Source organism: Staphylococcus caeli (genome assembly GCF_900097965.1).
Classification (GTDB): Bacteria; Bacillota; Bacilli; order Staphylococcales; family Staphylococcaceae; genus Staphylococcus; species Staphylococcus caeli.
Genome location: NZ_FMPG01000002.1, coordinates 63,926 through 88,871 on the forward strand (window position 1 = coordinate 63,926; position 24,946 = coordinate 88,871).

23 protein-coding genes and 2 pseudogenes are annotated in these 24,946 nt (G+C 33.2%); 8 read left to right on the forward strand and 17 right to left on the reverse strand.

Going from position 1 to position 24,946, the window contains the following annotated elements; genetic code table 11:
- Nucleotides 1-48: 48 nt before the first annotated feature.
- Nucleotides 49-1,014, reverse strand: coding sequence for a metal ABC transporter solute-binding protein, Zn/Mn family (locus BJS11_RS03265; protein WP_069994500.1), 966 nt, complete (start codon nt 1,012-1,014; stop codon nt 49-51).
- 174 nt (nt 1,015-1,188) lie between these two features.
- Between BJS11_RS03265 and BJS11_RS03270 the strand changes: the two genes are divergently transcribed.
- Complete coding sequence (locus BJS11_RS03270) at nt 1,189-1,467, forward strand: GNAT family N-acetyltransferase (RefSeq protein WP_069994501.1); 279 nt, start codon at nt 1,189-1,191, stop codon at nt 1,465-1,467.
- A gap of 121 nt (nt 1,468-1,588) precedes the next feature.
- Here the strand turns inward: BJS11_RS03270 and BJS11_RS03275 are convergent, their stop codons facing one another.
- The 3 genes from BJS11_RS03275 to BJS11_RS03285 form a co-directional block, all read right to left on the reverse strand.
- Entirely contained in the window at nt 1,589-3,352 is a 1,764-nt protein-coding gene (locus BJS11_RS03275; RefSeq protein ID WP_069994502.1) for an ABC transporter ATP-binding protein, read from the reverse strand.
- 1 nt (nt 3,353) lies between these two features.
- Nucleotides 3,354-5,126, reverse strand: a complete 1,773-nt coding sequence (locus tag BJS11_RS03280; protein ID WP_069994503.1) for an ABC transporter ATP-binding protein — start codon at nt 5,124-5,126, stop codon at nt 3,354-3,356.
- A 251-nt stretch (nt 5,127-5,377) separates the two neighbouring features.
- A complete protein-coding gene (locus tag BJS11_RS03285) occupies nt 5,378-5,923 on the reverse strand; it encodes a tubby C-terminal domain-like protein (RefSeq protein WP_069994504.1) in 546 nt (181 codons plus the stop codon).
- Nucleotides 5,924-6,101: 178 nt separating this feature from the next.
- Between BJS11_RS03285 and BJS11_RS03290 the strand changes: the two genes are divergently transcribed.
- Nucleotides 6,102-6,905, forward strand: coding sequence for a VOC family protein (locus BJS11_RS03290; RefSeq protein ID WP_069994505.1), 804 nt, complete (start codon nt 6,102-6,104; stop codon nt 6,903-6,905).
- A pseudogene (locus tag BJS11_RS13255) lies at nt 6,905-7,033 on the forward strand (family 1 glycosylhydrolase); the annotation flags it as partial. The gene BJS11_RS03290 and the pseudogene BJS11_RS13255, both read left to right, overlap by 1 nt.
- A 48-nt stretch (nt 7,034-7,081) precedes the next feature.
- On the opposite strand, the gene BJS11_RS03295 reads toward BJS11_RS13255, so the two are convergent.
- The 7 genes from BJS11_RS03295 to BJS11_RS03325 form a co-directional block, all read right to left on the reverse strand.
- On the reverse strand, nt 7,082-7,741 hold the full coding sequence (locus tag BJS11_RS03295) for an NAD(P)H-dependent oxidoreductase (protein WP_069994506.1): 660 nt from the start codon (nt 7,739-7,741) through the stop codon (nt 7,082-7,084).
- A gap of 153 nt (nt 7,742-7,894) precedes the next feature.
- Nucleotides 7,895-8,695 (reverse strand): Cof-type HAD-IIB family hydrolase, encoded by an 801-nt coding sequence (locus tag BJS11_RS03300; protein ID WP_069994507.1) that lies wholly within the window; start codon nt 8,693-8,695, stop codon nt 7,895-7,897.
- Nucleotides 8,696-8,880: 185 nt separating this feature from the next.
- Nucleotides 8,881-9,411, reverse strand: coding sequence for an NAD(P)H-dependent oxidoreductase (locus tag BJS11_RS03305; RefSeq protein ID WP_069994508.1), 531 nt, complete (start codon nt 9,409-9,411; stop codon nt 8,881-8,883).
- 107 nt (nt 9,412-9,518) lie between these two features.
- The gene (locus tag BJS11_RS03310; protein ID WP_069994509.1) at nt 9,519-9,704 is read right to left on the reverse strand and encodes a helix-turn-helix transcriptional regulator; all 186 of its coding nucleotides are present in this window, start codon (nt 9,702-9,704) and stop codon (nt 9,519-9,521) included.
- A gap of 4 nt (nt 9,705-9,708) precedes the next feature.
- On the reverse strand, nt 9,709-10,044 hold the full coding sequence (locus tag BJS11_RS03315) for a hypothetical protein (protein WP_069994510.1): 336 nt from the start codon (nt 10,042-10,044) through the stop codon (nt 9,709-9,711).
- Between the two features lie 140 nt (nt 10,045-10,184).
- Nucleotides 10,185-11,714, reverse strand: coding sequence for a sodium:solute symporter family protein (locus BJS11_RS03320; RefSeq protein ID WP_069994511.1), 1,530 nt, complete (start codon nt 11,712-11,714; stop codon nt 10,185-10,187).
- Nucleotides 11,715-11,739: 25 nt separating this feature from the next.
- Nucleotides 11,740-12,621, reverse strand: coding sequence for an N-acetylneuraminate lyase (locus BJS11_RS03325; protein ID WP_069994512.1), 882 nt, complete (start codon nt 12,619-12,621; stop codon nt 11,740-11,742).
- 261 nt (nt 12,622-12,882) lie between these two features.
- Here BJS11_RS03325 and BJS11_RS03330 point away from each other — a divergent pair, with 261 nt between their 5' ends.
- On the forward strand, nt 12,883-13,755 hold the full coding sequence (locus BJS11_RS03330; RefSeq protein ID WP_069994513.1) for an ROK family protein: 873 nt from the start codon (nt 12,883-12,885) through the stop codon (nt 13,753-13,755).
- Nucleotides 13,756-13,823: 68 nt separating this feature from the next.
- Here the strand turns inward: BJS11_RS03330 and BJS11_RS03335 are convergent, their stop codons facing one another.
- The gene (locus BJS11_RS03335; protein ID WP_069994514.1) at nt 13,824-14,621 is read right to left on the reverse strand and encodes a MurR/RpiR family transcriptional regulator; all 798 of its coding nucleotides are present in this window, start codon (nt 14,619-14,621) and stop codon (nt 13,824-13,826) included.
- 137 nt (nt 14,622-14,758) lie between these two features.
- On the opposite strand from BJS11_RS03335, the gene BJS11_RS03340 reads away from it, so the two are divergent.
- Entirely contained in the window at nt 14,759-15,451 is a 693-nt protein-coding gene (locus BJS11_RS03340; RefSeq protein WP_258953778.1) for an N-acetylmannosamine-6-phosphate 2-epimerase, read from the forward strand.
- A 116-nt stretch (nt 15,452-15,567) separates the two neighbouring features.
- Here the strand turns inward: BJS11_RS03340 and srtA are convergent, their stop codons facing one another.
- Nucleotides 15,568-16,170: a class A sortase SrtA gene (srtA, locus tag BJS11_RS03345; RefSeq protein WP_069994516.1), complete on the reverse strand. Its 603-nt coding sequence runs from the start codon at nt 16,168-16,170 to the stop codon at nt 15,568-15,570.
- A 133-nt stretch (nt 16,171-16,303) separates the two neighbouring features.
- Here srtA and BJS11_RS03350 point away from each other — a divergent pair, with 133 nt between their 5' ends.
- Together BJS11_RS03350 and BJS11_RS03355 are read left to right on the forward strand one after the other, a co-directional pair.
- Nucleotides 16,304-16,801, forward strand: coding sequence for a GNAT family N-acetyltransferase (locus BJS11_RS03350; RefSeq protein ID WP_069994517.1), 498 nt, complete (start codon nt 16,304-16,306; stop codon nt 16,799-16,801).
- Between the two features lie 109 nt (nt 16,802-16,910).
- Nucleotides 16,911-18,080, forward strand: coding sequence for an ArgE/DapE family deacylase (locus tag BJS11_RS03355; RefSeq protein ID WP_069994518.1), 1,170 nt, complete (start codon nt 16,911-16,913; stop codon nt 18,078-18,080).
- Between the two features lie 137 nt (nt 18,081-18,217).
- Here the strand turns inward: BJS11_RS03355 and BJS11_RS03360 are convergent, their stop codons facing one another.
- The 3 genes and pseudogenes from BJS11_RS03360 to xylB all read right to left on the reverse strand — a co-directional run bounded on the left by BJS11_RS03360 (nt 18,218) and on the right by xylB (nt 21,021).
- Nucleotides 18,218-18,895: a haloacid dehalogenase type II gene (locus BJS11_RS03360; RefSeq protein WP_069994519.1), complete on the reverse strand. Its 678-nt coding sequence runs from the start codon at nt 18,893-18,895 to the stop codon at nt 18,218-18,220.
- Between the two features lie 464 nt (nt 18,896-19,359).
- A pseudogene (locus tag BJS11_RS13525) lies at nt 19,360-19,509 on the reverse strand (NAD(P)-dependent alcohol dehydrogenase); the annotation flags it as partial.
- 27 nt (nt 19,510-19,536) lie between these two features.
- Nucleotides 19,537-21,021: a xylulokinase gene (gene xylB / locus BJS11_RS03365; protein WP_069994520.1), complete on the reverse strand. Its 1,485-nt coding sequence runs from the start codon at nt 21,019-21,021 to the stop codon at nt 19,537-19,539.
- 507 nt (nt 21,022-21,528) lie between these two features.
- Between xylB and BJS11_RS03370 the strand changes: the two genes are divergently transcribed.
- On the forward strand, nt 21,529-23,433 hold the full coding sequence (locus BJS11_RS03370; RefSeq protein WP_245167061.1) for a helix-turn-helix domain-containing protein: 1,905 nt from the start codon (nt 21,529-21,531) through the stop codon (nt 23,431-23,433).
- A 49-nt stretch (nt 23,434-23,482) separates the two neighbouring features.
- On the opposite strand, the gene BJS11_RS03375 is transcribed toward BJS11_RS03370, so the two are convergent.
- On the reverse strand, nt 23,483-24,937 hold the full coding sequence (locus tag BJS11_RS03375; protein WP_069994522.1) for an ABC transporter ATP-binding protein: 1,455 nt from the start codon (nt 24,935-24,937) through the stop codon (nt 23,483-23,485).
- Between the last annotated feature and the right edge of the window lie 9 nt (nt 24,938-24,946).

A 24,946-nucleotide genomic window follows, 5' to 3' on the forward strand; every position in this document is an offset into this window, starting at 1 on the left:
ATGTTTGTCCGCGAGTGTTTCTAGCGTTTAAACATGTACGTTCCGTTTCTATTCATTTAATGCCTTATCTAAGGACTTAATATTTTGTTGCATTAGCGTTTGATAACTTATGTTATTTTGGTTTGCTTCTGCTTTTGACAATGAAGCCATATTATGGAAACTTAATGGTGTTGTATGAGACTCTTTTTGAATTACATCAGTCACTTTTGATGATATGTTTTGTTCATAAAGTACATAGGGTTGCTTTGTGTCATCAATTTGGTGAACAATATCCATTAAGTCCCTTTGACTTGGTTCTTCATTGTTCATGCCGCTCACACCTTCTTGCTCAAAGCCGTAACGATGTGCTAAATAACCAATCGAATCATGAGAAATAATAACCTTATCACGTTTAGCATGTTTTGTAATATGTTTCATTTCTTGGTCAATATGCTCCAAATCACCGCGTAATGTTTTATAGTTTTTTTCATAATATGCTTTATGACTAGGATCTTTTTTCACTAAATCATCTTTTATCACTTTTGCAAATTTTTTATTTAAAACTGGATCTAGCCACACATGTGGATCTTCACTTCCCGCTTCATGTGAATGAGTTTCGTCCTCATGTTCATGCTCGTGTTCATGCTCATGACTCTCTAGTATTTCTTTACTACTGATACCTTCAGCTACAGGTAATTTTAAATGGGAGTTATTGATGGAACTTGCTATTTTTTTAGCTACTGGATCCATTTCATTATTGGAGTAAATGAATAGATCTCCCTTTGCAATGTTTACCATCTCTTTCTGTGTTGGTTCAAAAGAATGTAAATCTGCACCAGGTGGATAAATAGATGCGACATCAACATATTTGCCCCCAATTTGCTCTGTAAAACTTTGAAAAGCAAATGCTGTTGTATATATTTTAAGTTTGTTATTAGAACTGACGTCTTTTTTCACTTCTTTATTCATATTTCCACATGCACTCACTACAATTGTTATTACACATGTCAATACGAGTATTATAATTTTCTTCAAAAAACGCCCCTCCAAATCGAAATTATTCCGTTAAAACTATAAACTTATTTTCCACATTTTTCAATGCTTTTGACCTATCTATTTTATTTTTTAAAACTTAAAGCCCTTCACAGTTGTTTAAATTTTTAAAAATGTGATATTTAATAAGCAAGATAAAATAATAGGGGTGTTAGTATGGCTGAAATTAAACAAGGCAAAAACAAATTTTATATAGGTGAAAATGAAAACAATCCTCAAGCACAAATTACGTTTCAACAACAGGGTAGTAACCAAATAGACATTGATCATACAGGCGTTCCTGATGAACTTGGTGGACAAGGTATCGGCTCAAAATTAGTTGGTGCCGTCGTCGATTATGCACGTGACAACAATTTAAAAGTAACTGCGTCATGCCCTTTCGCTAAACATGTGATTGAAAAACATGAATCTTATCAAGACGTATATGTTGATTAGTATTATAAAGTGCAATTCAATTTTCTTTATATAGTTAGCGTGCAATAGCTTTAAGTTATAAATGATAATTTCAACATTAAAAAGGGACTAAAACTTCATCATTGTTTTAGTCCCTCTTATATTATCCATTTTGCAATAAATACATATTATGGTAAATCCCTTTTTCTTCAATTAATTGATTATGCGTACCTCTTTCAACTATTTCTCCTTTATTGAGCACTATAATTTGATCAGCATCTTGAATGGTAGATAGTCGATGTGCAATAGCTATTGTTGTACGACCTTGCCTCATATCATTTAATGATGTTTGAATTTGCGCTTCTGTTTCAGAATCGATATTGGCAGTTGCTTCATCAAGAATCAATATTTTAGGATTTGTAGCAATTGTTCTAGCAAAGGCAAGCAATTGACGCTCTCCACTTGAAAACGCACTACCTTTTTCAATGACTTTATATTCATATTGCTTTGGCAATTTTTCAATAAAATGATTTGCATGTACAAAAGTTGCAGCTGCTTGTACTTGTTCAAATGTCATTGTTGGGTGATACAGTTTGATATTTGAGATGATTGTTCCATAGAAGATAAATGCATCTTGTAACACTAAGCCTATCTTAGACTTCAACTCTGATTTTGGTAATGCCTTTATTGAATGATTATCAATTTTAATATCACCACGTGTAAACTCATAGAAACGCATGAATAGATTTATAATTGAACTTTTGCCAGATCCTGTATGGCCTACAAGTGCCACCATTTCCCCAGGATTTACGGTAAAGCTAATATCCTTTAATACGTCTGTCTGGCCATCATAACTAAAACTGACATGTTCGAATTCAACTTTACCATCCACAATTTCTAAATGTTGCTCTACATGTTGCTGTGGTTCATAAGTATCATTATCAATCAGCGCAAATACTCTACTAGCCGAAACAAGCGCTTGTTGTAAAATATTTAAATTTTGACTAACCTGGTTTATCGGTTCAAAAAATCGTTCCATATATTGTACAAATGCAAAGACAATGCCAGCTGTTATACCTGTAGTAAAGCTTATCACCCCAAAGTAACCGAGTATCATTACAACCGCAAAGATTGAAATGGAACTGATGGCTGGACGTAATAATAAGCTATCCAATTTCACTGTTTTCAGCATATATTGGTAATGTTCGTCATTAATATCATTAAATTCACGTTTTAACCGTCTTTCTTGGTTAAAAGCTTGGATAATTTTCATACCTTCAATAGATTCAGCTAATTTTGAATTTAAATCAGAAAGGCGCTGCCTAGATTTAGAGAATAAATATGCAGAATGCTTTCGATAAGTTGCAAGTATGAGAAATATGATTGGAAGAAATACTAAGGCAATCAAAGCTAATTTAACATCTAATATAAACATCATAATATAACTTGAAACCATCATGAATAATGCCATAATAAATGTTGCAAATACGCCTACTATCATATCGACAATTGTTTCCGTATCATTCGTTAATCGCGATACAATACTACCACCCGGCACTTTATCAAAGTATTTCATACCCAGCTTCCCTAATTTATTAAATGCATCAATACGTAATTGCTGAATCACTTTAAATGCTAAATATTGAAATAAATATTGGCTAAAATAAAGCGCGAGCGCCCCTATAATTTGTATAGCTATAAAGATAACCATAAGCCATATCATAGTATCTCTAGGAAAATGGCGCGGTGTTAAGTAATCATCGATAAATATCTTAACCATATAAGGCGTCAACATACTAGCTATCGTCGACACAATTAACGTGATAAACGCCAAGACAATTGTCCATTTAAAGGGTAGTGTATATTTAAATAACCTGATTAGCGCACTGCCTTGTTCTTTAGCTGTTAAGTTAGCATGCTCAGTCATGTTATTCATCCCCTTTCGTCAATTGGTCTAAGTTGCGATTCAGTTGATCCTGTAATACCTGAGATTGATACGTTTCAAAATACCATCCTTGTTTTTGCATCAATTGCTCGTGATTACCTCGTTCTATAATCGTTCCTTCATTCATGACAATAATGAGGTCTGCATGTTTAATTGCACTCATTCTATGTGCTGTGATGATATTCGTTTTACCTTGTCTATTTTGCTCAAGATTGGCTAGTATTGCCTCTTCCGTTTGTGCATCAACAGCCGATAACGCATCATCTAAAATGAGCACCTCAGGATTAACGAGCAATGCTCTTGCGATTGACACACGCTGCTTTTGCCCTCCTGATAATGACACACCTCGTTCTCCTACAACTGTTTGATATCCTTCTGTAAATGACATAATATCATCATGTATATAGCTCAAACGACTCGCTTCATAAATCTGTTTATCTTCTACGGATTCCTGGCTAAAACCAATATTGTCACGCAATGTCGTCGAAAATAAGAAATGTTCTTGTGGTACATAGCCGAATTGTGCTCGCAATTTTTCAATTTTATAATCACGAATAGGTGCACCACCGTATGTAATATCATTAACTCGTTTTGTATCAAATTCTCTGAGCAACAATCGGATAAGTGTACTTTTTCCAGAACCCGTTCTACCAACTATACCTATCGTTGTGCCTTGCTCAATTGTAAAATGAATATCGTGTATATCTTGCACTTCATTTCCTGGGAAATGAAATTGTTCAATATTAAAAGTAATATCACCATGTGGCTGTACATCATATTTATAAGTTGTATCAATACCATTGGGAATTTGACCTATCTCATCAATACGCTCATATGATGCCTTAGCTCTTTGAATAATATTGAAAAATAAACCAAGCGCCAACAGTGGCCAAACAAGCATACCTAAATATGCAGTAAAAGTAATTAACTGTCCTAATGTTATTTCCCCACGGCTGACCATTTGCCCACCAAATACAATTGATAAAAAGTAACTGGCACCAATGACTATAGTAATGGTCGGATCAAAAAGTGCATCTATTTTTGAGACTTTCAAATTTTTTGCTACAACATCATCGCTTAAAGTTTTGAAATCTGCTTGATCACTCGTTTCATAGCCAAATGTTTTCGTCACCTTTATCCCAGCAACACTTTCCTGCGTTTTATCATTTAATTTACTAAATGCTGCTTGTGCTTTTTTAAATCCTTTACTCAATAAAGAACCATAAATACTCGTCAACAACACCATAAATGGCAACGGAATCATGGCAATCAATGTCAATTTCCAGCTTACCGTTACTGCCATCGTTATAATAACTGTTCCGCCGGTTATTAATGAATCCGCAATCATCAAAATACCAGCACCGGCTGCGTTTTGTACTGCTCTTATATCATTCGTAGCATGTGCCATCAAGTCGCCAGTACGTCTGTTTTGGAAAAAAATGGCACTCATTTCCGTATATTTTTGGTAAAGATATGTTCTTAAAATTTTCCCTAGCTTCTGGCTTGTGCCAAATATTGATAATCGCCATATATACCTAAGGATATATGTAATAATTGCGACGAGCGCTAATAGGATTAGGTATATCGTTAGTTTTTGTGGTGTTAATTTACTCGTTGTCATTTCATCAATGGTACGTCCTATAATTTGAGGCGGTACTATTTCAATAATAGCAATCAAGAGTAATGTAATTAGACCAATGATATAACTACCTTTTTGTTGCTTAAAAAACCATCCTAATTTCAAGAATACATTCATATATCCACCCCCCATTTTCTATATATTGATGGTCTCATTTACTTCAAAAATTAAAACCATTATATTGATATGTTCATATTTTACCACAAGTCAACTTCTGTAAATATAAATGCTATTTTACACACAAAACACACCCTGTGCTTTTCCAATAATCAATGAGTGGAACAGAAACCTAATTTTCTAAATAGTTTTCATTGTCCCACTCCGACAAAAAGTCTGAGACATCTACTTATGCCCCAGACTCAATATCACTAATTTGAATTTTTACGTTGTTGCTCTTGATACTCGTAAAACACTTGGAACAATAATATCAACATCGCTGGATGATAGGTTTCTGTTTCAATATCTATATCGTGACGTGATGCTAACTTAAAACGTTCAGACTTGGTTTGCATAAGATTATGATGATCATCAGTCACTTGTACACTTCTTGAGAAAAAACCAGATTGATATTTGAGTACGTCTCCTTTATTTCCTTCAAACAGCATTGTAGGTTTGAACCCTATTTTAGAGCGAAACTCACCAATACTTTCGCCATTTTTCTCAACTTGCCATACTGTTTTAAATGGGGTTTTAAATGCGCCACTAATCGTACGTTCTTGTAAGACACGATATGTGTCGTTACCATCTGTAATTTCAAAATTTTGTTTATTACTTCCAAGATAAGCCATTGTTTCTTGTGCAGTTGATGTATAAAAAAGTTGCAACGTATAGACTGCTTCATCATTGGCATTGAATACATCAATAGCCGATTTTGACGCATTGAAAAAATTCTCTTTAAAATAATAATGTGCCATATAAACGCTCCTAAGCTTTTATTTTTCACTTTTGCATAGTTTCATTATACAAAAGAAGTGCACAATACACTATTAAGTATCATAATCAAATACTTTATATTGACTTAGTATATTTTTTATACTAATATTCTACTTGTACCTATTATTAATACATGAACCACGGATAAGGAGCAAGCACATGACATTTCATAACCAACAAGCTACACAAGTTACAAATATCACTTTAAATGTTTCAGATTTATCAAATATGATAAATTTCTATACACAAGTTTTAGGATTATCTATTAATACACAATCAAACACACATGTCGTTTTTCAAATTGGTAAACACGGTCATACATTAACTTTACAACAAATTGAAAATGGACGACGTCCTTCTATGAGAGAAGCAGGTTTATTCCATCTTGCATACTTATTGCCCACACGACAAGACTTAGGTAATTTCTTATATCACGCTTCTAACTTAGGTGTTCAAGTAGGTGGTGGCGACCATCTCGTAAGTGAAGCTTTATATTTTGCAGATCCTGAGGGAAACGGCATTGAAGTTTATTATGATCGCCCTCATACACAATGGATTTGGAATGATCAAAAAGTGAAAATGGACACCCTAGCCGTCGATGCCAATGATTTAATTGCACAACGCAGTGAAAGTTGTTGGCAAGGTATGCCAGACCATGCCAAAATTGGCCATTTACATTTGAAAACGGCTGATTTAGAAGATGCACGTAAGTTTTACATTAATCGACTTGGTTTCGCACACATTTCAGATTTTCCACAAGCCTTATTTATGTCTACGCAACAATATCATCATCACATTGCAGCGAATACTTGGCAATCTAATGCAAAACGTGAAGATAATAACCATAGTTTAGGATTATCACATGTTGACATCTATAAACCAAATGCACAATCAGAAACTTTAATCGGACCAGAAGGATTCGAAATAAGCATTCACAGTGATGAATCCCTCGTCGCTGATTAATGGCTAAGCGTTATGGTTTCATCTATGTAGATAAATATGATTACGGTAACGGAACAAAACAACATATTAAAAAAGATTCATTTGAATGGTATAAAAACTTAATCCATACAAATGCTCAAGACTTATAAAAATAAAACCTTGGTACATTTCAAATGACTGTACCAAGGTTTATTTTTTTATTCTAACCATTCAACAATGTCGTCTTGTGATTGGCGTACTTTCGCTTTAGGCTCAGTTTCTCTGTAGCCAAATGCAACCATCACAGAAGGTGCAAAATGCTCTGAATCTAGTATACCTTCCTCAGTTAAGAAATCTGTGACTGCATCTAAATCAAAACCTTCTATTGGACAAGAATCGATGTTTAACAATGCCGCACTAGTCATCATATTTCCAAGTGCAATATACGTTTGCTTTCTCGCCCATTCTAATAACGATAAATCTGTATCGTTAATGTGGAAATTCGTTTGGAAATTGTCGAATTTCTTTTCAGTTGCAGGAATGCTTTCCTCACTATATTGTTTCACATCTCGCAACAAGTGTTGTACATACGGAGACTGTGACGTCACGTTTTTACGTGCGAGTATCAATACGAAATGGCTCGCCGTCTCTAATTGTCCTTGCGCCCCCCAACTGATTGCTTTCAATTTATCTCTCAGTTCTGGATTTTGAATCACTAAAAACTTCCACGGCTCTAATCCAAGCGAACTTGGTGAAAGTCTAGCCGCTTCGAGGATTGTATTAAAGTCACTGTCAGATATATGCTTATTAGCATCAAAACGTTTTGTAGCATGTCTAAAATGAAAAGCATCTAATATTGTTTGTTGCATTTGAGTCATCGTTTCATCCTCTACCTTCCATATTAAATTTACATTAGTTAGTATAGACATTTTATAAATCATATTACAATGATATGTTCAAAGTACAACTAACAAACGTGTACCTTTATTCAATTAAAAGTACACGTCGCTTACATCATTAGCAACCTGATGTTATTTATTTAATACCTCTGATTCAATGACGCTCAAAACACCTTGTTGATCATTAGAAGGTGCTACATGATTAGCCACATCAAATAATGATTTATCATCACTGTTTTCCATGACATAACTATGTTTTGCAAGTTTCAACATATCATAATCATTATTCGCATCACCAAAAGCCATTAACGCATCCGCCTCTAAATCCCATATCTTCAATAAACGTTTTAATGCATGCCCCTTAGTCACACCTGGAATAATGATATCAATACTATCACGCCCACTGGACACAAATTCTAATTTCCCTTCAAAGTGCTTCTGGAGGTCTTCATCTAACGTTGGATGGGTTTGTCTATTAATATTGAAGGCAATTTTCACATAATCATCTTCCGGTAAATCTTGTAACGAATCAATTTCCTCCAATTGACGATAGTAAAAATGCGCATCTTTTTTAAATGATTCTGGATTATCTTTCAAAATGTATGCACTATTCAAGCCACATACTATTAAATGATTCATTCCACGTGTAATATTTAAATAGTCAACGATGTCTTGATACAATTTTCGATCAAATGCTTGATGATCGTATAGGGTCTCCCCTTCATAAATGACCGCCCCATTTTCAGCCACAAAGTACATGTCTCTTTCACCAAAAATTGATTTCAGTTTAGCGTATTGATTGCCACTTGCTGCTATAAATTTAATATCGTTTGTTTTTAATTGTTGGAAAATCTTGTCAAAACGTGGTTCATCGTATGTTTTATCAGTTTTTAAAAATGTACCATCCATATCAACCGCAATTGCTTTTATCATAAAGTCCCCTCAAATCTTCCTAATTGTATGTATACTCTTATTATATCGACAATAGTGCTTGATTCAAAGTAAATCTATTAGGACATCATTTTCCTAAATAGTAAAAAGTGGAAATAGTGAATGACATCAAGATACATATTGTCTCAACCTCAAGCACTACTTCCACTTATAGCATTACTTTATATTTAGTTATCTAATTGTCTAACAAAATCCAAATAAGCTTGCGTATTATCTTCTAACTGACTTGGTGTAATTGTAAAAGCACTATATAATTTGTGTGCACCTACATAATTCGCTTTGACAAAACGTGTCGTCGCAATCATCGGGCTTACTAATTGATCTATCGTAAACTTAACATTACCTTCAGGTTCATACGCTTCAGCAACAGACCCTATTGAAATTGCTAAGCCAATCTTCTTATCCGCTAAAGCATTCCCTTTAGATCCATACGCCCAACCATGGGTAAAGACTTCATCCAAATATTGTTTCATTAACGGTGGTGAACTATACCAATATAACGGATATTGAAAAATAATATGATTATGCGATTCGATTAATTGTTGTTCTTTTTCAACATCAATTCGTCCATGTGGATACTCAGGGTAAATTTCATGAACCGTTACTGATTCCCCTTCTTTAGATAAAGCATCGCGCCATTTTTTATTAATTGTCGAATTACTAATATCTGGGTGTGCAATTATTACTAATGTAGACATACAATTTCCCTCACTCTGTTACAAATTTAATAGCTATATATTATACTTCTATAGTTTAAATTCAAAATAATTTGCCTAGTGATTGAAAAAACACACAGGCCTTCAATCTATGAGAATAATTCATCAACTGTTACACCAAATAATCTAGCAAGTTTAAACGCCAATTCTAATGATGGGTCATATTTGTCATTTTCAATAGCATTAATGGTTTGCCTTGAAACTCCCATTTTTTTACTTAAAAGTTCTTGTGAAACACCTGCATGTTTTCTATATGCTTTAATTTTATTCTTCATCCTATCAATCCTTGAAAGTATACTTTGAACGCGTAGTTAAATAGTTAAACACCAGGAGAAATATACCAATTGCTATGACGACAATTTCTGGATACGTAGATATTAATGCCTTATCTATATCAAACCAACCAAAGGTTCTAAGTATAACCATAAACATCAAACTATACATAAGCCAAATGAAACTTTTTGCTAGGATTTCTATAAACATTTTACTCTGTCTTTCATCATATTTTGATCTACCTTTGGGTTGGTCTAATGTTTCTTTTGGTAAAAACTTATTGGTAATTACCGTCCAAATACATGAAAAAATCAATACAACTACAAATAGTAGCATATTCATATTGAGCACTCCTAAATGTCAAATTTTTTTTACATTTTAACGCGCTTTCAAAATAATGTCAAACTTATTTTACATTTTCAATATGGAAATCAACTCAAAAAAGCTTACCAGCATATAAGACACTGATAAGCTTTTAGCTATTATTTTTTCACATGTACTTTCGAAACATAATTAGATTTCACTTTAATATCAAAGATCGTTAAACCTGTAATATCTTTCTTCTTATCAGGAACAAAGAGACTGATAAGATAAGAGAATACAAAGGCTACTACGAACGAAATAATTGATACAAAGAATGGTGAGTTGCCTCCACCGACACCATTAAAGATGTAAGCAAAGAGAATACCTAATATTAAACCACATAGCACACCAACCGTGTTTGTTCGTTTAGTAAAGATACCAACCGCAAATACACCAGCTAACGGCACACCTACAAGACCCGTAATTAATAAGAATAAATCCCATAAGTCATTTGAATCCGCTGCAATCAGATAGATAGACATACCAAAACCAAAGAATCCTGATAATATAATCATCCATCTTGCAAAAGTAACTTCATCTTTTTCTTTACCTTTTCCAAAGAATCTGTGTTTAATATCTACTGATAAACATGCAGAAATCGAGTTTAAACTTGATGAAATCGTTGATTGCGCTGCGGCAAAGATAGCAGCAATTAATAAGCCAGCAACGAATGGCGGCATTTCTGTGAGTATGAAATAAGGCACGATAGAAGACGTGTTAAATCCTTCTGGCAATGCACTTTCATGTTGATAGAATGAATACAACATTGTTCCCATTCCATAGAATAATGGTGCCGAAATCAACGCTAATACCCCATTCATCCACAGTGATTTTTTCGTCTCACTCATGGATTCAGATGCTTGATAACGTTGTACAACATCCTGACTTGCTGTGTATTGATGTAAGTTATTGAAAATATTTCCTAAGAAAATAATTGGAATCGCTGCAGCTGCGGCATTAAATTTCCAGTTGTCTGCACTTATAATTTTCTTATGTTCAAGGGCATCAGCTACAACAGTACCTAAACCACCTTGAATATGTGTAACACCTAAGATGATGATTGCTGCTGCTCCACCTAACAGAATCACACCTTGAATGAAATCACTCCATACTACACCTTCAAATCCTCCAAGGAACGTATAAAGTATACATAAAATACCTACCAAACTCGCTACTACATATGGATTAATATCAGAAACCGCTGTAATTGCTAACGTTGGTAAATAAATTACGATTGCCACTCTTCCTATATGGAAAAGTACAAAGAGTAATGATCCAATTACTCGAATACTAGGGCTAAATCTTGCTTCCAAATACTCATATGCTGATGTAACTTTTAATTTTTTAAAGAAAGGCACATAGAAATAAATCAATAATGGAATAATCGCTACAATAGCAATATTACCTGCAATATATGACCAATCTGTTAAAAAAGCTTTTTCTGGCGTCGACATAAATGTAATTGCACTTAATGTCGTTGCATAAATAGAGAATCCTACTGCCCATGAAGGTAAACGTCCACTCGCAGTAAAGAAACTATCGGTGTTTTGACTAGCACGTTTTGTAAAATACGCACCAATTAATAACATAATCAAGAGATATACTATAACTGCTACCCAATTCCATGTACCAAAACCTATCTGCTCCATTTACTTCATCCCCTTACCTTACGTCTTATAAATTATATTCTTTGATGAGTTTGTCTAATTTGCTTCTGTTTTCTTTGTTAAATGGTTTGAATGGGCGTTTAGGAACACCACCATCAATACCACGAGTTGCTAAAATTTCTTTGAGTGTAGAATAAATACCCATAGATAATACATTTTCAATAATGTCATTTGTCTCATGTTGAATGGCATATGCTTCAGCAACATCTCCACTTTGAGCTTTTTCAAAAATTTGTCTAGCACGTTTACCATTTACGTTATATGTTGATCCAATGGCGCCATCCACACCAGAAATTGCTGCTTGTACCAACATTTCGTCGAAACCAGATAAGATTAATTTGTTCGGATATGCTTTACGAATTCTTTCTAATAAGAAGAAATTCGGTGCCGTATATTTCACACCAATTACTTTCTCATGATTAAAGAGTTCTCCAAATTGCTCAATTGAAATGTTAACGCCTGTTAAATCAGGAATCGCATAAATAATCATATTATTTTGTGTAGCTTCAATTAATTCAAAGTAGTAATCTTTAATTTCTTCAAAAGAGAATGGATAATAGAATGGTGTGACTGCTGAAATCGCGTCATAACCTAATTTTGTGGCATATTTGCCAAGTTCAATAGCCTCGTTTAAGTCTAATGATCCTACTTGCGCAATCATATTCACGTCATCGCCTACTGCTTCTTTTGCGATTTTGAAGATTTGTTTTTTCTGTTCTTTACTAATTAAGAAATTTTCACCAGAACTGCCGTTAACATATAATCCATCCAAGCCTTCAGTTTCGATAGCATTTTTGGCAATTTGTTTTAATCCTTCTTCTTTCACCTGACCATTTTCATCAAATGGTACCAATAATGCTGCATATAACCCTTTTAATTTCTCTTCCATGAGATAACCCTCCATATATTTTCAATGTTTGTATTCTAATCTAAGCTTCTTGAACTTAATTAACACCTTAAAGCAATGCGTAAATTGCTATTTACAGTTCAAATTGTAAACGCTACCATGAATACTATCAATAGCATTTTGAAAAAATTCATCATTTATACTAAAATTCATTGAAAATATTTTTCATGATTATTATGACTTCACTTTTAAATTAAAAAGTGATACATCTATTAATGAATAAAATACGGGAGGACGAACCACATGACGAATTATAGAGTAGCAATTGATATTGGAGGAACCGATATTAAAGCGGCGGTTTTAGATGAAAAATTGAATTTTGTTGACTATCAAAAGATTGCCACTCCTGATAATATAAATGAATTTATAGTAGATAAAGTGTATGCAATTGTTGAACAATTTCAAAATAAACATGCACTTTCACCACTGTATGTTGGTATTTCTAGTGCGGGTGTCATTGATGAAACGAATGGCATTGTTGATTATACTGGACCAACGATCCCTAATTTTATGGGTACAAATTTCCACGAATTATTAGCTCCCCTGAATGCCAAAGTCGATGTCTTTAACGATGTGAATGCCGCATTATTAGGTGAACTACAATTCCATCATTATGATGCTGAAAATATATTTTGTCTCACACTTGGAACAGGTATTGGCGGCGCATTTTATAATCAAGCGTTGGGTTTATATAATGGTGAACGTCATCGTGCAAATGAAATTGGCTACTTACTGTATCGTCATTCAGACCAGTTAACATTCGAACAACGTGCCTCAACATCGGCACTCAAAACACGAATGCAAGATTACGGTTTCCAATTTAAAGATGATGTCCCTAAATTATTTGAATTAGCAGAACAACAAGACCCACTTGCCTTAAATATTTTAGAGCAATGGAGCTATGATGTGGCTGAAGGTATTGCACAAGTACAAATCATCTATGATCCAGGTGTCATCTTAATTGGTGGTGGCATTTCGGCTCAAGGTGAGACTTTATTGAACTATATCGTTCCAAAAATAAAACAATTCTTACCACCTGACTACGGTCACGCCAACATTAAGACCACTCAAACACAAAACCACGCTTCACTTTTCGGCGCAGTTTCAAGATTTTAAACAAAAACGCGTTCTATCAGTAGTCACCTTTGACTTTGATAGAACGCGTTTTATTTCGTTGATAATAGCTATTCATTCAATATCGTTTTCTTCGTATGTTGATACACATTGTGCATGTAATCATCATCTAATAATACATAACTTACAATATCAATTAAAAATAATGTTGCTATCTGCGTATTTATAAATCTCGTATCATTAATTCTCGATTGATCCGTTGTGATCAGTACTAAATCGGCACACTTAGTTAAGGTGCTCCCTTCAAAGTTCGTTATTACTACGACATAGGCACCACGTGCATGTGCGACTTCTGCCGCTGCAATTAATTCCTCTGTCTCCCCACTATTCGATATAGCAACAAATGTGTCAGCTGTCGTCAGCAAAGATGCAAATATTTTCATTTGATGGGCGTCAGTTGAGACATTTCCTTTAAGGCCCATACGCATCATACGATAATAAAATTCTGTCGCTGACAACCCAGAACTTCCTAAACCAGCATAAATAATCTGTCTACTTCGCATAATTTGATTAACAAAATTTTGGATTTTTTCGTCTGAAATAAACTCCCCTGTTTGTTGAATAATATCTTGATGATATTTATGAATGCGTTGAATCAATGGACTGTTTTCTATTACTTTTTCCGTCATTTCCTGTTGCAAATTAAATTTTAAATCCTGAAAATTATCATAATTCAACTTATTACTAAAACGTGTAATGGTTGCTGGCGACGTCCCAATCGCATATGCCAATGAATTTATCGTGGAAAAAGAATCATCAAAGTTGTTATTTTGTATATATTCCACAATTTGTTTATCGGTTTTAGTAAATAAGTGATAGTAACGTTGAACACGATTATCAAATTTCATATATTCCCCTACTTTCGCATTTAGCTTAAACACAGTATAGATGAAAATATTTTTCACATCAACGAAAACTATTGATTAATATTTTCTTAGTGTTATATTAAAAATACATATCATATACAACTAAATTCACTAAATCTATAAAAGTTACGGAGTGTGTACATATGTTACCACAAGGATTAATTGTTTCGTGCCAAGCACTACCTGATGAGCCATTACATTCATCATTTATTATGTCTAAAATGGCATTAGCTGCGTATGAAGGTGGTGCAGTGGGTATCAGAGCAAATTCTAAAGAAGATATTATTGAAATAAAAAAAGAAGTAGATCTACCAGTAATTGGCATTGTCAAACGTGACTATGAAAACTCTGACGTCTTCATTACTGCTACAAGTAAAGAAGTGGATGAACTCATTGAGAGTAAATGTGAAGTTATTGCATTAGATGCGACAAAACAAACACGTCCGCAAGAATCACTTGAAGACTTGGTTGCCTATATTCGTGAAAAAGCACCACATGTAGAAATTATGGCTGATATTTCTACATTGGAAGAAGCACAAAATGCTGACAAACTCGGTTTTGATTATGTCGGTACAACATTACGTGGTTATACTTCATATACTAAAGGTCATATTTTATATGAGAATGACTTCCAATTTTTAAAAGATGTATTAGCACATGTTAATGCAAAAGTCATTGCAGAAGGAAACGTGATTACACCTGAAATGTATAAAAATGTAACAGATCTAGGCGTTCATTGTACTGTTGTTGGTGGCGCAATCACTCGACCAAAAGACATTACGAAACGTTTTGTAAATGTAATTGATCAATAATAGTAAAGAGAGCTAGGACTCCTGTCCTAGCTCTCTTCATATGTCCACTTTTATTAATAATCGAGTAGAAAATCACTCATATAGTATCTATTCGATTTTCAACGGTTATCTTTAAATTATGCAACTTCCTGTGCGACAAAGATTTTACGATCTTCCCATTTACCAGTTTGTGCATTGTAGTTATCACATGTAATCAGCGTTAATTGTTTTTTATTGGAAGGTTGTTCATCCAACACTTTGACATCTTCTGGTTTTACATCATAAATTTTTGTAATTTTATATTTTCGTTGCTCACCTGCAACTTTAAAATACACTTTGCTCCCCTTTTTTGCTTCAGGTAAATTTGAAAATTGATAATCCGATGAACCTGTATATGTATGGCCGGCAATTGAAATATTTTGGTCATCTAATGATTCATCCGCTTCTGCAAAACTAACACCTCTGTCTAACTGTTCAGGCGTTGCTGGTCCAGGATATACGGGTGTTTTTATTTTAGCATCAGGCACCGATAGATATCCAGCCATCTTAGATTTATCTTTAGGAATCTCAGCTTTACTTTCTTTATGCTTTGATGTTTCCTTATCATAATTTTCTATTTTATTTTCATTATCTTTCGCAGTAAAATATTGATCGATATGCGGCTTAGCAAATAAGTAAATTGCCGTCAATATTAATAACACACCAACCACTGTAATGAGACGGTTACCCCATTTTTTCATACTTATGTAACTTCCTTTCACTTTCTACTCCATCTAATTTCATAGTTAGTATAGCACATATTTGCATCATTCTAAAAATCGTAGTTCAATAATTAATACAAATATAAAAGCTAACGGATGGGATGAGACTAATATGATTAGACTAGCAAACACTTCAGATTTGCCCAATATTTTAGACATTTATAACGACGCCATTTTAAATACAACTGCAGTTTATACTTATGAACCTCAAACACTTGCATCACGTAGACTTTGGTTTAAACAAAAGACCAAAAATAACGAGCCTATCTTTGTATATGAAGAAAAAGGTAGCGCCATTGCATTTGCGACATACAGTTCATTTCGTGACTGGCCAGCATATCAGTATACTATTGAACATTCTATTTATGTAGACCAACAACATCGAGGCAAAGGTATTGCCTCAATGTTACTGAAAACACTTATCCAAGATGCACACGATAAAGGGTATAAAACATTAGTTGCTGGAATTGATGCTACTAATGATAGTAGTATCTATTTGCATAAAAAATTTAATTTTCAACATTCTGGAACAATACAAAACGTAGGTTATAAATTTGATCAATGGCTAGATTTGGCTTTTTATCAATTAGAGGTAAGTAAATTTTCGTAGTTAAAAGTACAGTATTTCCATAAACTGATACTGTTATATTTTCACTCAAGTTTTAAAAAATCATTAAAGTGGTAGAGAGGATTATATAACTAGAAAAGGGAGTGTTTACATGTCTGTACTTTCTAATGAAGCACGTGTGAAAATATTATCAGATATTATCGAAATCCAATCTGTAAACGAAAAAGAACTCGATGTTGCACATTACTTACAACAACTCTTCAAGCAATACGACATTCAATCAGAAATATTAAAATTAGATGGTGAAGATTCACGCGCTAATCTTGTGGCTGAGGTAGGCAATGGTAAGCCTGTAGTTGGTGTTTCTGGACACATGGATGTGGTAACAACTGGTGATACAGATCAATGGCATTACAATCCATTTAAACTTACTGAAGATAATGAAGGTAAACTACATGGTCGTGGCTCAGCTGATATGAAATCTGGGCTTGCCGCATTAGCAATCAGCTTAATTGAAATCAAAGCTGCTGGCACTTTAAACAAAGGTACAATTCGTTTCATGGCTACAGCTGGCGAAGAAGTAACAAGTAACGGTGCTGCCCTTCTGCATGATAAAGGCTACATGGATGATGTCGATGCATTACTCATTGCTGAGCCTTCTCAAGATGGTATTGTATATACTCATAAAGGAACTATGGATATTCGGGTGACATCAAAAGGAAAATCTGCGCATAGTTCTATGCCTGAATTAGGATTTAATGCAATCAATCCACTCGTCGATTTCATTCATTATTTAAATGCTGAATATAACAAAGTTGATGTTCATAGTGAATTATTAGGTACACCAACTATGAATGCAACTGTCATCAACGGTGGTGACCAAGTTAATTCTATTCCAGAATTTTCAGAAGCACTATTTAATATGCGTACAATTCCGGATTTTGATAATACAAAATTCGAAGCACTTTTCAATCAAATAAAAGACAAAGTTGCTACAGAAGATAATGGAGAAATTACAATTGACCCGTACGTTAATCGTAATCCAGTTTACACAAATGGCAATAATGATTTCTTAAAATTAGCCAAATCATTAGGTGATGAATACTTTAATAGAGATTTAGACGTTACTTCATCAACTGCAACTACAGACGCATCTTATTTAATGAAAGATAAAGACGAATCCTTCGCGTTTGTGATGTATGGCCCAGGTGAAACTGGACAAGCACATCAAGTTGACGAGTATGTATATAAAGATACTTATTTAACATTTATCAATTTATATATACAACTATTACCACAATATCTAAATAGCGCTAACTAGCTCAGAATAAATATAGTCATACTTAAATAAAGGGAATGGTCTGACAAATCCAACATTAGTTTTTGGTGTCAACTATTCCCTTTTTTATTTAAATCACTCTTCATATATATCAAAATCCCTATCTTGTATCCACATGATTATTTATATTGCATTTCCAACCACTTCACTAATTCATTCAAACTGTTTACAGTTATCGTAGGTGTTTGACCATTAAAATCAAAGTTACTGTGTTGGCGATTAATCCATACAGTATCAAATCCGAAACTAGCCGCTCCTGTAACATCCCAAGAGTTAGCTGAAACAAATAATATTTCGTCACGTTTTAATTGATAATATTTTAAAATCAGAGCATAACTCGCATAACTTGGTTTATATTGTTTTACTTCATTTACACTCATAACCGTATCAATATAACCACCGATTTCAGAATGGTCGACTAAAGGCATTAACATACTATCATTCGCATTAGATAACACACCAATATCTATATTCTTGGCCTTTATATCGGAAAATACTCTTGGTAGTTCTCTAAAATATTGTAGATTTAAAAAAGCCTCAAATAACTGATGAATATCTTCGTCGTTATATTGAACTTCATGTTCATCCAACGCATAGCGAAGCGCATCTTTCGTTAAATCCTCAAATGGAACATAACATTGCATAATTTGTTTTAAAAACATATGGTTTAATTGCGTCTGACGCCATAAGTTGGCAATTGAGTCCGCTTGTTGCTCCTCAAATTGATCTAAGCCATTTGTTAATGAGCGCATATCAAATATTGTTCCATACATATCAAAGATAATTGCTTTATACATAATAAAACACTCCTTTCCTTCCATTTCAAATTCACTTATTCTTTATCACTAACGATAAAAATTAAAACAATTTTAACTAAAATATTAAATTCATTACTGAAACTTATTATTTTATACTTAATGCTTTACTATATCTTGAATACCGCTATGAAAACAAAATCAATTTTTTATAAATATTCCTATTGTTATACATATCAATTAGAAACATGTTAGTATTTCATATTGTAAAGATACATTTAAAGTTATATAATATAATTATAGAATGCGTACGAGTTTTATATCGTGGCTAAGTAATATGCCGTTATTCATCATAGTTATATTCCATTCCCAGAATTAAACTTTATGCACCCATTTAATAACTGATATAAAACTGCATTCTACAATGTGTATGTTTAATACACATAAAAAAGAGAACTAAAGTCACTTTCAGGCAGTGTCTTTAGTTCTTCTTATATATTCACTATTTATTCTGGTTTACCATTTGGATAAACCATCACTTTTAAAGAGCCACTTTTATTCGTTCTCGCTTGCTCCATAGCTGCTTTAGCATCCTCTAAATCGTATGCATTTGTAAACATAGTATTTAAATCAGCTGTCGTATTAGACAACATTTCTGAACTTTTTTCTTTTGAACTCTACATTTACTTAATATTTAATAATTGATAAGTTAAATTCTGTGTTTGTTGGTAAATCTGCTGATATACCTCAAAATATTGTTGGTATAGTTTATGGTTTTGTTGATTTGGTTGATAGATTTCACCATATGCTATAAATGTATCGGCACATGCTTCCATAGAATCAAACCATCCTACGCCATACGCTGCTAACATAGCTGCTCCCATTCCTGGCCCTTCTTCATATTTTAAGGGAATTACTTCGGCATTAAATACGTCAGCTTGCAATTGCAACCAAAAACTATTTTTAGCGCCTCCACCTATTGATATAATTTGGTTATTACCATTTTGATTCTTTTTCATATAACTATATGATTCGTAAAGTGAGTACGTAATGCCTTCTATTGTGGCACGCGCGATATCCGATTTGTTTGTTTTACCATGCAAACCAATATAACTACCTCTGATAAATGCATCCCCATGCGGTGTACGTTCACCTTGTAAATATGGAGTGAATAATAATCCATTTGCTCCAATATTAGATTGTGCTGCTAGCTTTAAGACATCATCAAAGTTTTCATTGTCAAAAAACGTCTGTTTCAACCAATTCAAACTATTTCCTGCACTTAATGTCACACCCATTGCATAAGTTACATTTGATAATACATGATTAAAATGATGAATATTGTTTCCAAAGTTTTGTTTGTTATCAGAAATACAAGACAATATCACTCCTGAAGTTCCTATACTACACAATGTTTGTTCCTCTTTAATTACTCCAGCACCTAAAGCTCCACATGCATTGTCAGCTCCGCCTGCAAATACTGCTACATCATAATCCAATCCTAATTCTTGTTTGATTTCTTCTGTAAAATTACCAACAAACTCATGCGATTCAACTAATTTAGGATAAATATCTCCTAAGGATAATTGCTCCCCTATCTTTTTATCCCATGTTTTATTGGCTGGGTTTAATAACAAAGTGCCTGCAGCATCACTATATTCCATTGAGATATCTCCAGTTAATCTATATCTCACATAATCTTTCGGTAAAACAAAGACATCGAGTGCTTGCCATAGTTCTGGTTCATACATTTGCATCCATAGTAACTTAGGTAGTGTAAATCCCTCTAATATTGGGTTTGTCAACAATGTATCTCCAAATTTATCTCTAATCATTTGGCATTGCTCTGTAGTTCTTGTATCATTCCATAAAATCGCATTTCTTAGTGGTTTCTGATTAGCATCTAGTGGAACTAGGCCATGCATTTGCCCCGAAAAAGAAACCCCTGTTATCTGTTTATCCTGCATGTTTTCTTCCAAAAGTAATGCAGCTATTCCTTTCATTACAGCAAGAAACCAAGATTCTGGATCTTGTTCATTATAACCAGGCTGTGATTGTATTAATTCCAGCTCTACACTTGATTTCGCTAAAACTTGACCTTCTTCATTAATAGCAATTATCTTAATAGCGCTCGTTCCCAAGTCAATTCCAAGAACAACATCTTCCATATATATCTGCTCCTTAAGTTTGCCTTATTTTTGTATAGGTGTAACATAATCCTTATTCTCATTAATACCCGGTTGATGCACTTTTATAAAGTAAGTAATTATAAAAATCATTCTTAGAATGTATAGTCCCAACTACATCCATAATTATTATTTTAAAGACTTAATACTTTTACTTTCTTTAAGCAAAAGTATGTCTCAAATATAATTAAACAACTATTTCTTAATTTGTAATATCATTTTATTAATAACACCTATTATCCGACATTTTTACACGTCCTCATTGTACAATAGCAGTATTACATAAAATGAGTGTTTCATATCAAAACAAAGGTGATTTTTGTGATTAGTTCTTTAACTATTAGAAATCATTATACATCTGATTTAACAAGATGTATCAATGAAATAATTGTACTGCTCCCGTTAAACAAACCCTGTAAAATTAACTTAAATGGGTCAATCATAAACATCGAGAATGGAATCATAATTAATAACGCGGACCTTTTTCAAATGCTTAACGTACAAGATGTCGTTGAGTTAAAACTGCCATTGCCACTTTTTTACGAAAAAGATAGCAACCTCTCAAATTCATATTTCGACTTTAATCGTATTCATTTTCTAGAACAATTCAGGAATTTAGTATTACAACCTATACATCAATCTATATCAGACGAGATTGCTGTAACTAATTATATATCTAATATTATTGATTTTTTAATTAGAGAAGCTAAGGTAATGCTTCCTACGTATTACATACCACCACTTCATACAAAACATCCATTGCTTCAAAATCTCACAGATTACATTCATGAAAATATTCATACTAAAATACACACAAAGCAAGTTGCAGAAACTTTTTTTATTTCACAATCTTATATTTCAATACTATTTTCTAATGTATTGAATATGAACTTTAAATATTATACTTCTAGTTTACGCATTGCTTTATCTTTATTCGATTTAGTTCAGGAACATAAAAGTATTTATGATGTTGCAATGAAGTACCAATTTACAAATGTAAGTACATATTCCAAACATTTTAAAAACTATATTCATATACCACCTAAAAAATATGTACGTGATTTCAGAGATGGTTGTTTAAGTATGACTACTCAAATTAAATTCGATCGCGCGCAGTTTATTGACTATTTTAATAGTAATCAAATAGCGCCACAGCATATGTCAAATGAGCAACAAATAATAAATTTATCTACATTATCCTTTGATACTGTTTTTGAGCCAAGTTTCACCTTTATAAAACTAAATAATCTAAATGATTTGCTCCTTTTTTCAGAAAAACATATCGATAACAGAAGCTTATCGCATTTCCCTAAGGTGAATATTAATATTTTAAACACAAATTTAAATCATTTAAATTCTCTTAAATCGCAACAAATATTGTCAGTTGTACAACACTTACTTATGAACGGCTACTATTTAACCTTTAAAATACCAGATTTCACATTATCACAAACAATTGCAATTCCAATAAAAAATCTGTTAACTGAAATAAAGCATCATTTAGATCACGTCACATTGCAATTTGATTTTACAACTCATTTATCCAATCATTTGCCTATGATGATAACTACCCTTAAGCAGAATTACCCTATGCTAAAAATAGGTATTATCATTGATAATATTCTAAAAAACTCAAATGATATACTAGAAATGATTGAATCGATAAAAACGTTAAATGTAGACTTTTATTATATCAATTTCGATCTTTCTAGATTTAACAAACTACTGACACATGTACTTTCACAATCCATTCATCAAAGTAACTTAAAACAAAATATTGACCTTTTTTGCGAACATCTTGGGCCTATGTATGCCAAAAAATTGATTTTAAACCATATCACACATACTGCACTCAAAGAATATTTCAATCGCTCAAACCAGGACACTCATGTGTTATTAACACAATTCCTGATCGAAACAAATACACTTTTTGGTGGTGTTGGCTATGCTTATTATTCTGACAATACCAATTGCCTTATGTTAGTCAATCAATATAGTAGCTACATGCCTATTGTGCATATATATCATTTTCTAGAAAGTTTCTATAACTGCAAATGCGCACTAATGCCAAATGTAGTTATCGCGAAAACTAATACACAATACCATTTAATGCTATTAAATGAGCAAACAACACCTTCCCTTATTATTCGTATTCATCATAATTTTATTAAATCATTTCCAATTTTTTCACGTCTAATTAATAAGGAACATGGCATGGTTACACAATTGATGCCTTCCGATTTAGCACATAGTTATATTGCAAAAAATATTCTTTCTGCAATTGATAACGCTAACTACCCACTTAGTAAACTGGAGATGCATTACTTTAAAGATCCATTACAATTCACGCTCTCTTCACATTCAATTTTATATGTCATGATTTCCATTAATTAAAAAATTCCTGAGGCTATACAAATCCTCAGGAATTTTTTTGCATTATATTTTAAATTTCGAAAAAATTTTGGATATCTGCTAAATGTGTTATATCCATTGCATACTGTTGTTTCACACAACCGTGCTCAAGATGCAACACCTCGTCTGCACATGCTAACAATAATTCATAATCATGTGTAATCACAAATATAGTATGTCCTAAATCTGCTAAATGGTTAATAATTTCACTCATTTCACGCATACGTGCGCCATCTAAACCACTTGAAGGTTCATCAAAAATAAGTATATCACGCTTAGTTTCTACAGCTGACGCGATAGCGAGTCGTTGTTTTTCACCACCAGAAAGTGATAACGGATGACGGTCTATATGTTCCGAAATAGCATATTGCCTTAAACGTTTTTGAATTGTGGCGTCGTCTAAATCATGATTACTTAATTTCAATTCTTCATCTACACGCTCTGCAAATAATTGATTATTAACATCTTGCATCACTAAATAGACACGATTTAACCTTTGTTTATGATTCCAAATTTCTGATTCATGTATGATATGTCCTTTAAATTTACGTTCAATACCGGTTAAACATCGCGCAAACGTTGATTTGCCTGAACCATTATGCCCCACAATGGCAGTCACTTTACCTTTAGGAATCTCTAAATTCTGGATATTTAATGATAACGGTAGATGGGATTTATATTTAAATCGAAAATCATTCATGATTAATTGACCTTGTGATTCATTTCGTGTTGGCTTTGGCATGATTTGTCTAAGATGAGTTGCTCTTAAACCTAAATCATACAAAGCTTCATGAGTAAGTTGATTAAACGATGCATTGGAAAAAATCTGACTCAACATGCCATCTTTTAATACTACAAAACGGTCTACTACGTCCATAAGATAATGTAAACGGTGCTCAGCTATAATGATTGTTTTACCTTCACTTTTCCATATCTCCAACATATGTTTTAATTTGATGATGGTCTTAAAGTCCAAATTAGATGAAGGTTCATCCAAGATAATCAAATCATGTCCTTGAATCTGCACAGCTGTACATGCAATTAATTGTTTTTCACCACCGGAAAGATTAAAGATTTCTCTATCTAACAAATGGCGCATACGCAACATTTGAGTACTTGCTTCAATATTATTCTTAATTTGTTCAGGATCCGTACCATAATTTTCTGGTTCAAATGCAAGTTCACTCGTTGTGTTTAAACAAAAGAATTGGGATCTCGGATTTTGAAATACTGAGCCACTTTTTTTGGAAACTTCATAGACAGATTGTTCTAAAACAGATTCACCATTGATCACAATATCTCCCTCGATATCTCCATGATAAAAATGCGGTATTATACCATTTAAAGTATTAGTCAAAGTCGTTTTTCCACAACCAGAAGCACCAGTTAAACAAATAACCTCACCATTTTGTATGGTCAGGTTTATCTCCTTTAATACTTGATCTCCATTGGCGTAGTTAAACGATAAATTTTGTATTTCAATCATATTTCAACC

Coding starts and splice junctions, on each gene's coding strand:
- BJS11_RS03270 (WP_069994501.1), top strand. CDS start 1,189: ATGGCTGAAATTAAACAAGGCAAAAACAAATTTTATATAGGTGAAAAT.
- BJS11_RS03275 (WP_069994502.1), bottom strand. CDS start 3,352: ATGACTGAGCATGCTAACTTAACAGCTAAAGAACAAGGCAGTGCGCTA.
- BJS11_RS03280 (WP_069994503.1), bottom strand. CDS start 5,126: ATGAATGTATTCTTGAAATTAGGATGGTTTTTTAAGCAACAAAAAGGT.
- BJS11_RS03285 (WP_069994504.1), bottom strand. CDS start 5,923: ATGGCACATTATTATTTTAAAGAGAATTTTTTCAATGCGTCAAAATCG.
- BJS11_RS03290 (WP_069994505.1), top strand. CDS start 6,102: ATGACATTTCATAACCAACAAGCTACACAAGTTACAAATATCACTTTA.
- BJS11_RS03295 (WP_069994506.1), bottom strand. CDS start 7,741: ATGACTCAAATGCAACAAACAATATTAGATGCTTTTCATTTTAGACAT.
- BJS11_RS03300 (WP_069994507.1), bottom strand. CDS start 8,695: ATGATAAAAGCAATTGCGGTTGATATGGATGGTACATTTTTAAAAACT.
- BJS11_RS03305 (WP_069994508.1), bottom strand. CDS start 9,411: ATGTCTACATTAGTAATAATTGCACACCCAGATATTAGTAATTCGACA.
- BJS11_RS03310 (WP_069994509.1), bottom strand. CDS start 9,704: ATGAAGAATAAAATTAAAGCATATAGAAAACATGCAGGTGTTTCACAA.
- BJS11_RS03315 (WP_069994510.1), bottom strand. CDS start 10,044: ATGAATATGCTACTATTTGTAGTTGTATTGATTTTTTCATGTATTTGG.
- BJS11_RS03320 (WP_069994511.1), bottom strand. CDS start 11,714: ATGGAGCAGATAGGTTTTGGTACATGGAATTGGGTAGCAGTTATAGTA.
- BJS11_RS03325 (WP_069994512.1), bottom strand. CDS start 12,621: ATGGAAGAGAAATTAAAAGGGTTATATGCAGCATTATTGGTACCATTT.
- BJS11_RS03330 (WP_069994513.1), top strand. CDS start 12,883: ATGACGAATTATAGAGTAGCAATTGATATTGGAGGAACCGATATTAAA.
- BJS11_RS03335 (WP_069994514.1), bottom strand. CDS start 14,621: ATGAAATTTGATAATCGTGTTCAACGTTACTATCACTTATTTACTAAA.
- srtA (WP_069994516.1), bottom strand. CDS start 16,170: ATGAAAAAATGGGGTAACCGTCTCATTACAGTGGTTGGTGTGTTATTA.
- BJS11_RS03350 (WP_069994517.1), top strand. CDS start 16,304: ATGATTAGACTAGCAAACACTTCAGATTTGCCCAATATTTTAGACATT.
- BJS11_RS03355 (WP_069994518.1), top strand. CDS start 16,911: ATGTCTGTACTTTCTAATGAAGCACGTGTGAAAATATTATCAGATATT.
- BJS11_RS03360 (WP_069994519.1), bottom strand. CDS start 18,895: ATGTATAAAGCAATTATCTTTGATATGTATGGAACAATATTTGATATG.
- xylB (WP_069994520.1), bottom strand. CDS start 21,021: ATGGAAGATGTTGTTCTTGGAATTGACTTGGGAACGAGCGCTATTAAG.
- BJS11_RS03370 (WP_245167061.1), top strand. CDS start 21,529: ATGCTTAACGTACAAGATGTCGTTGAGTTAAAACTGCCATTGCCACTT.
- BJS11_RS03375 (WP_069994522.1), bottom strand. CDS start 24,937: ATGATTGAAATACAAAATTTATCGTTTAACTACGCCAATGGAGATCAA.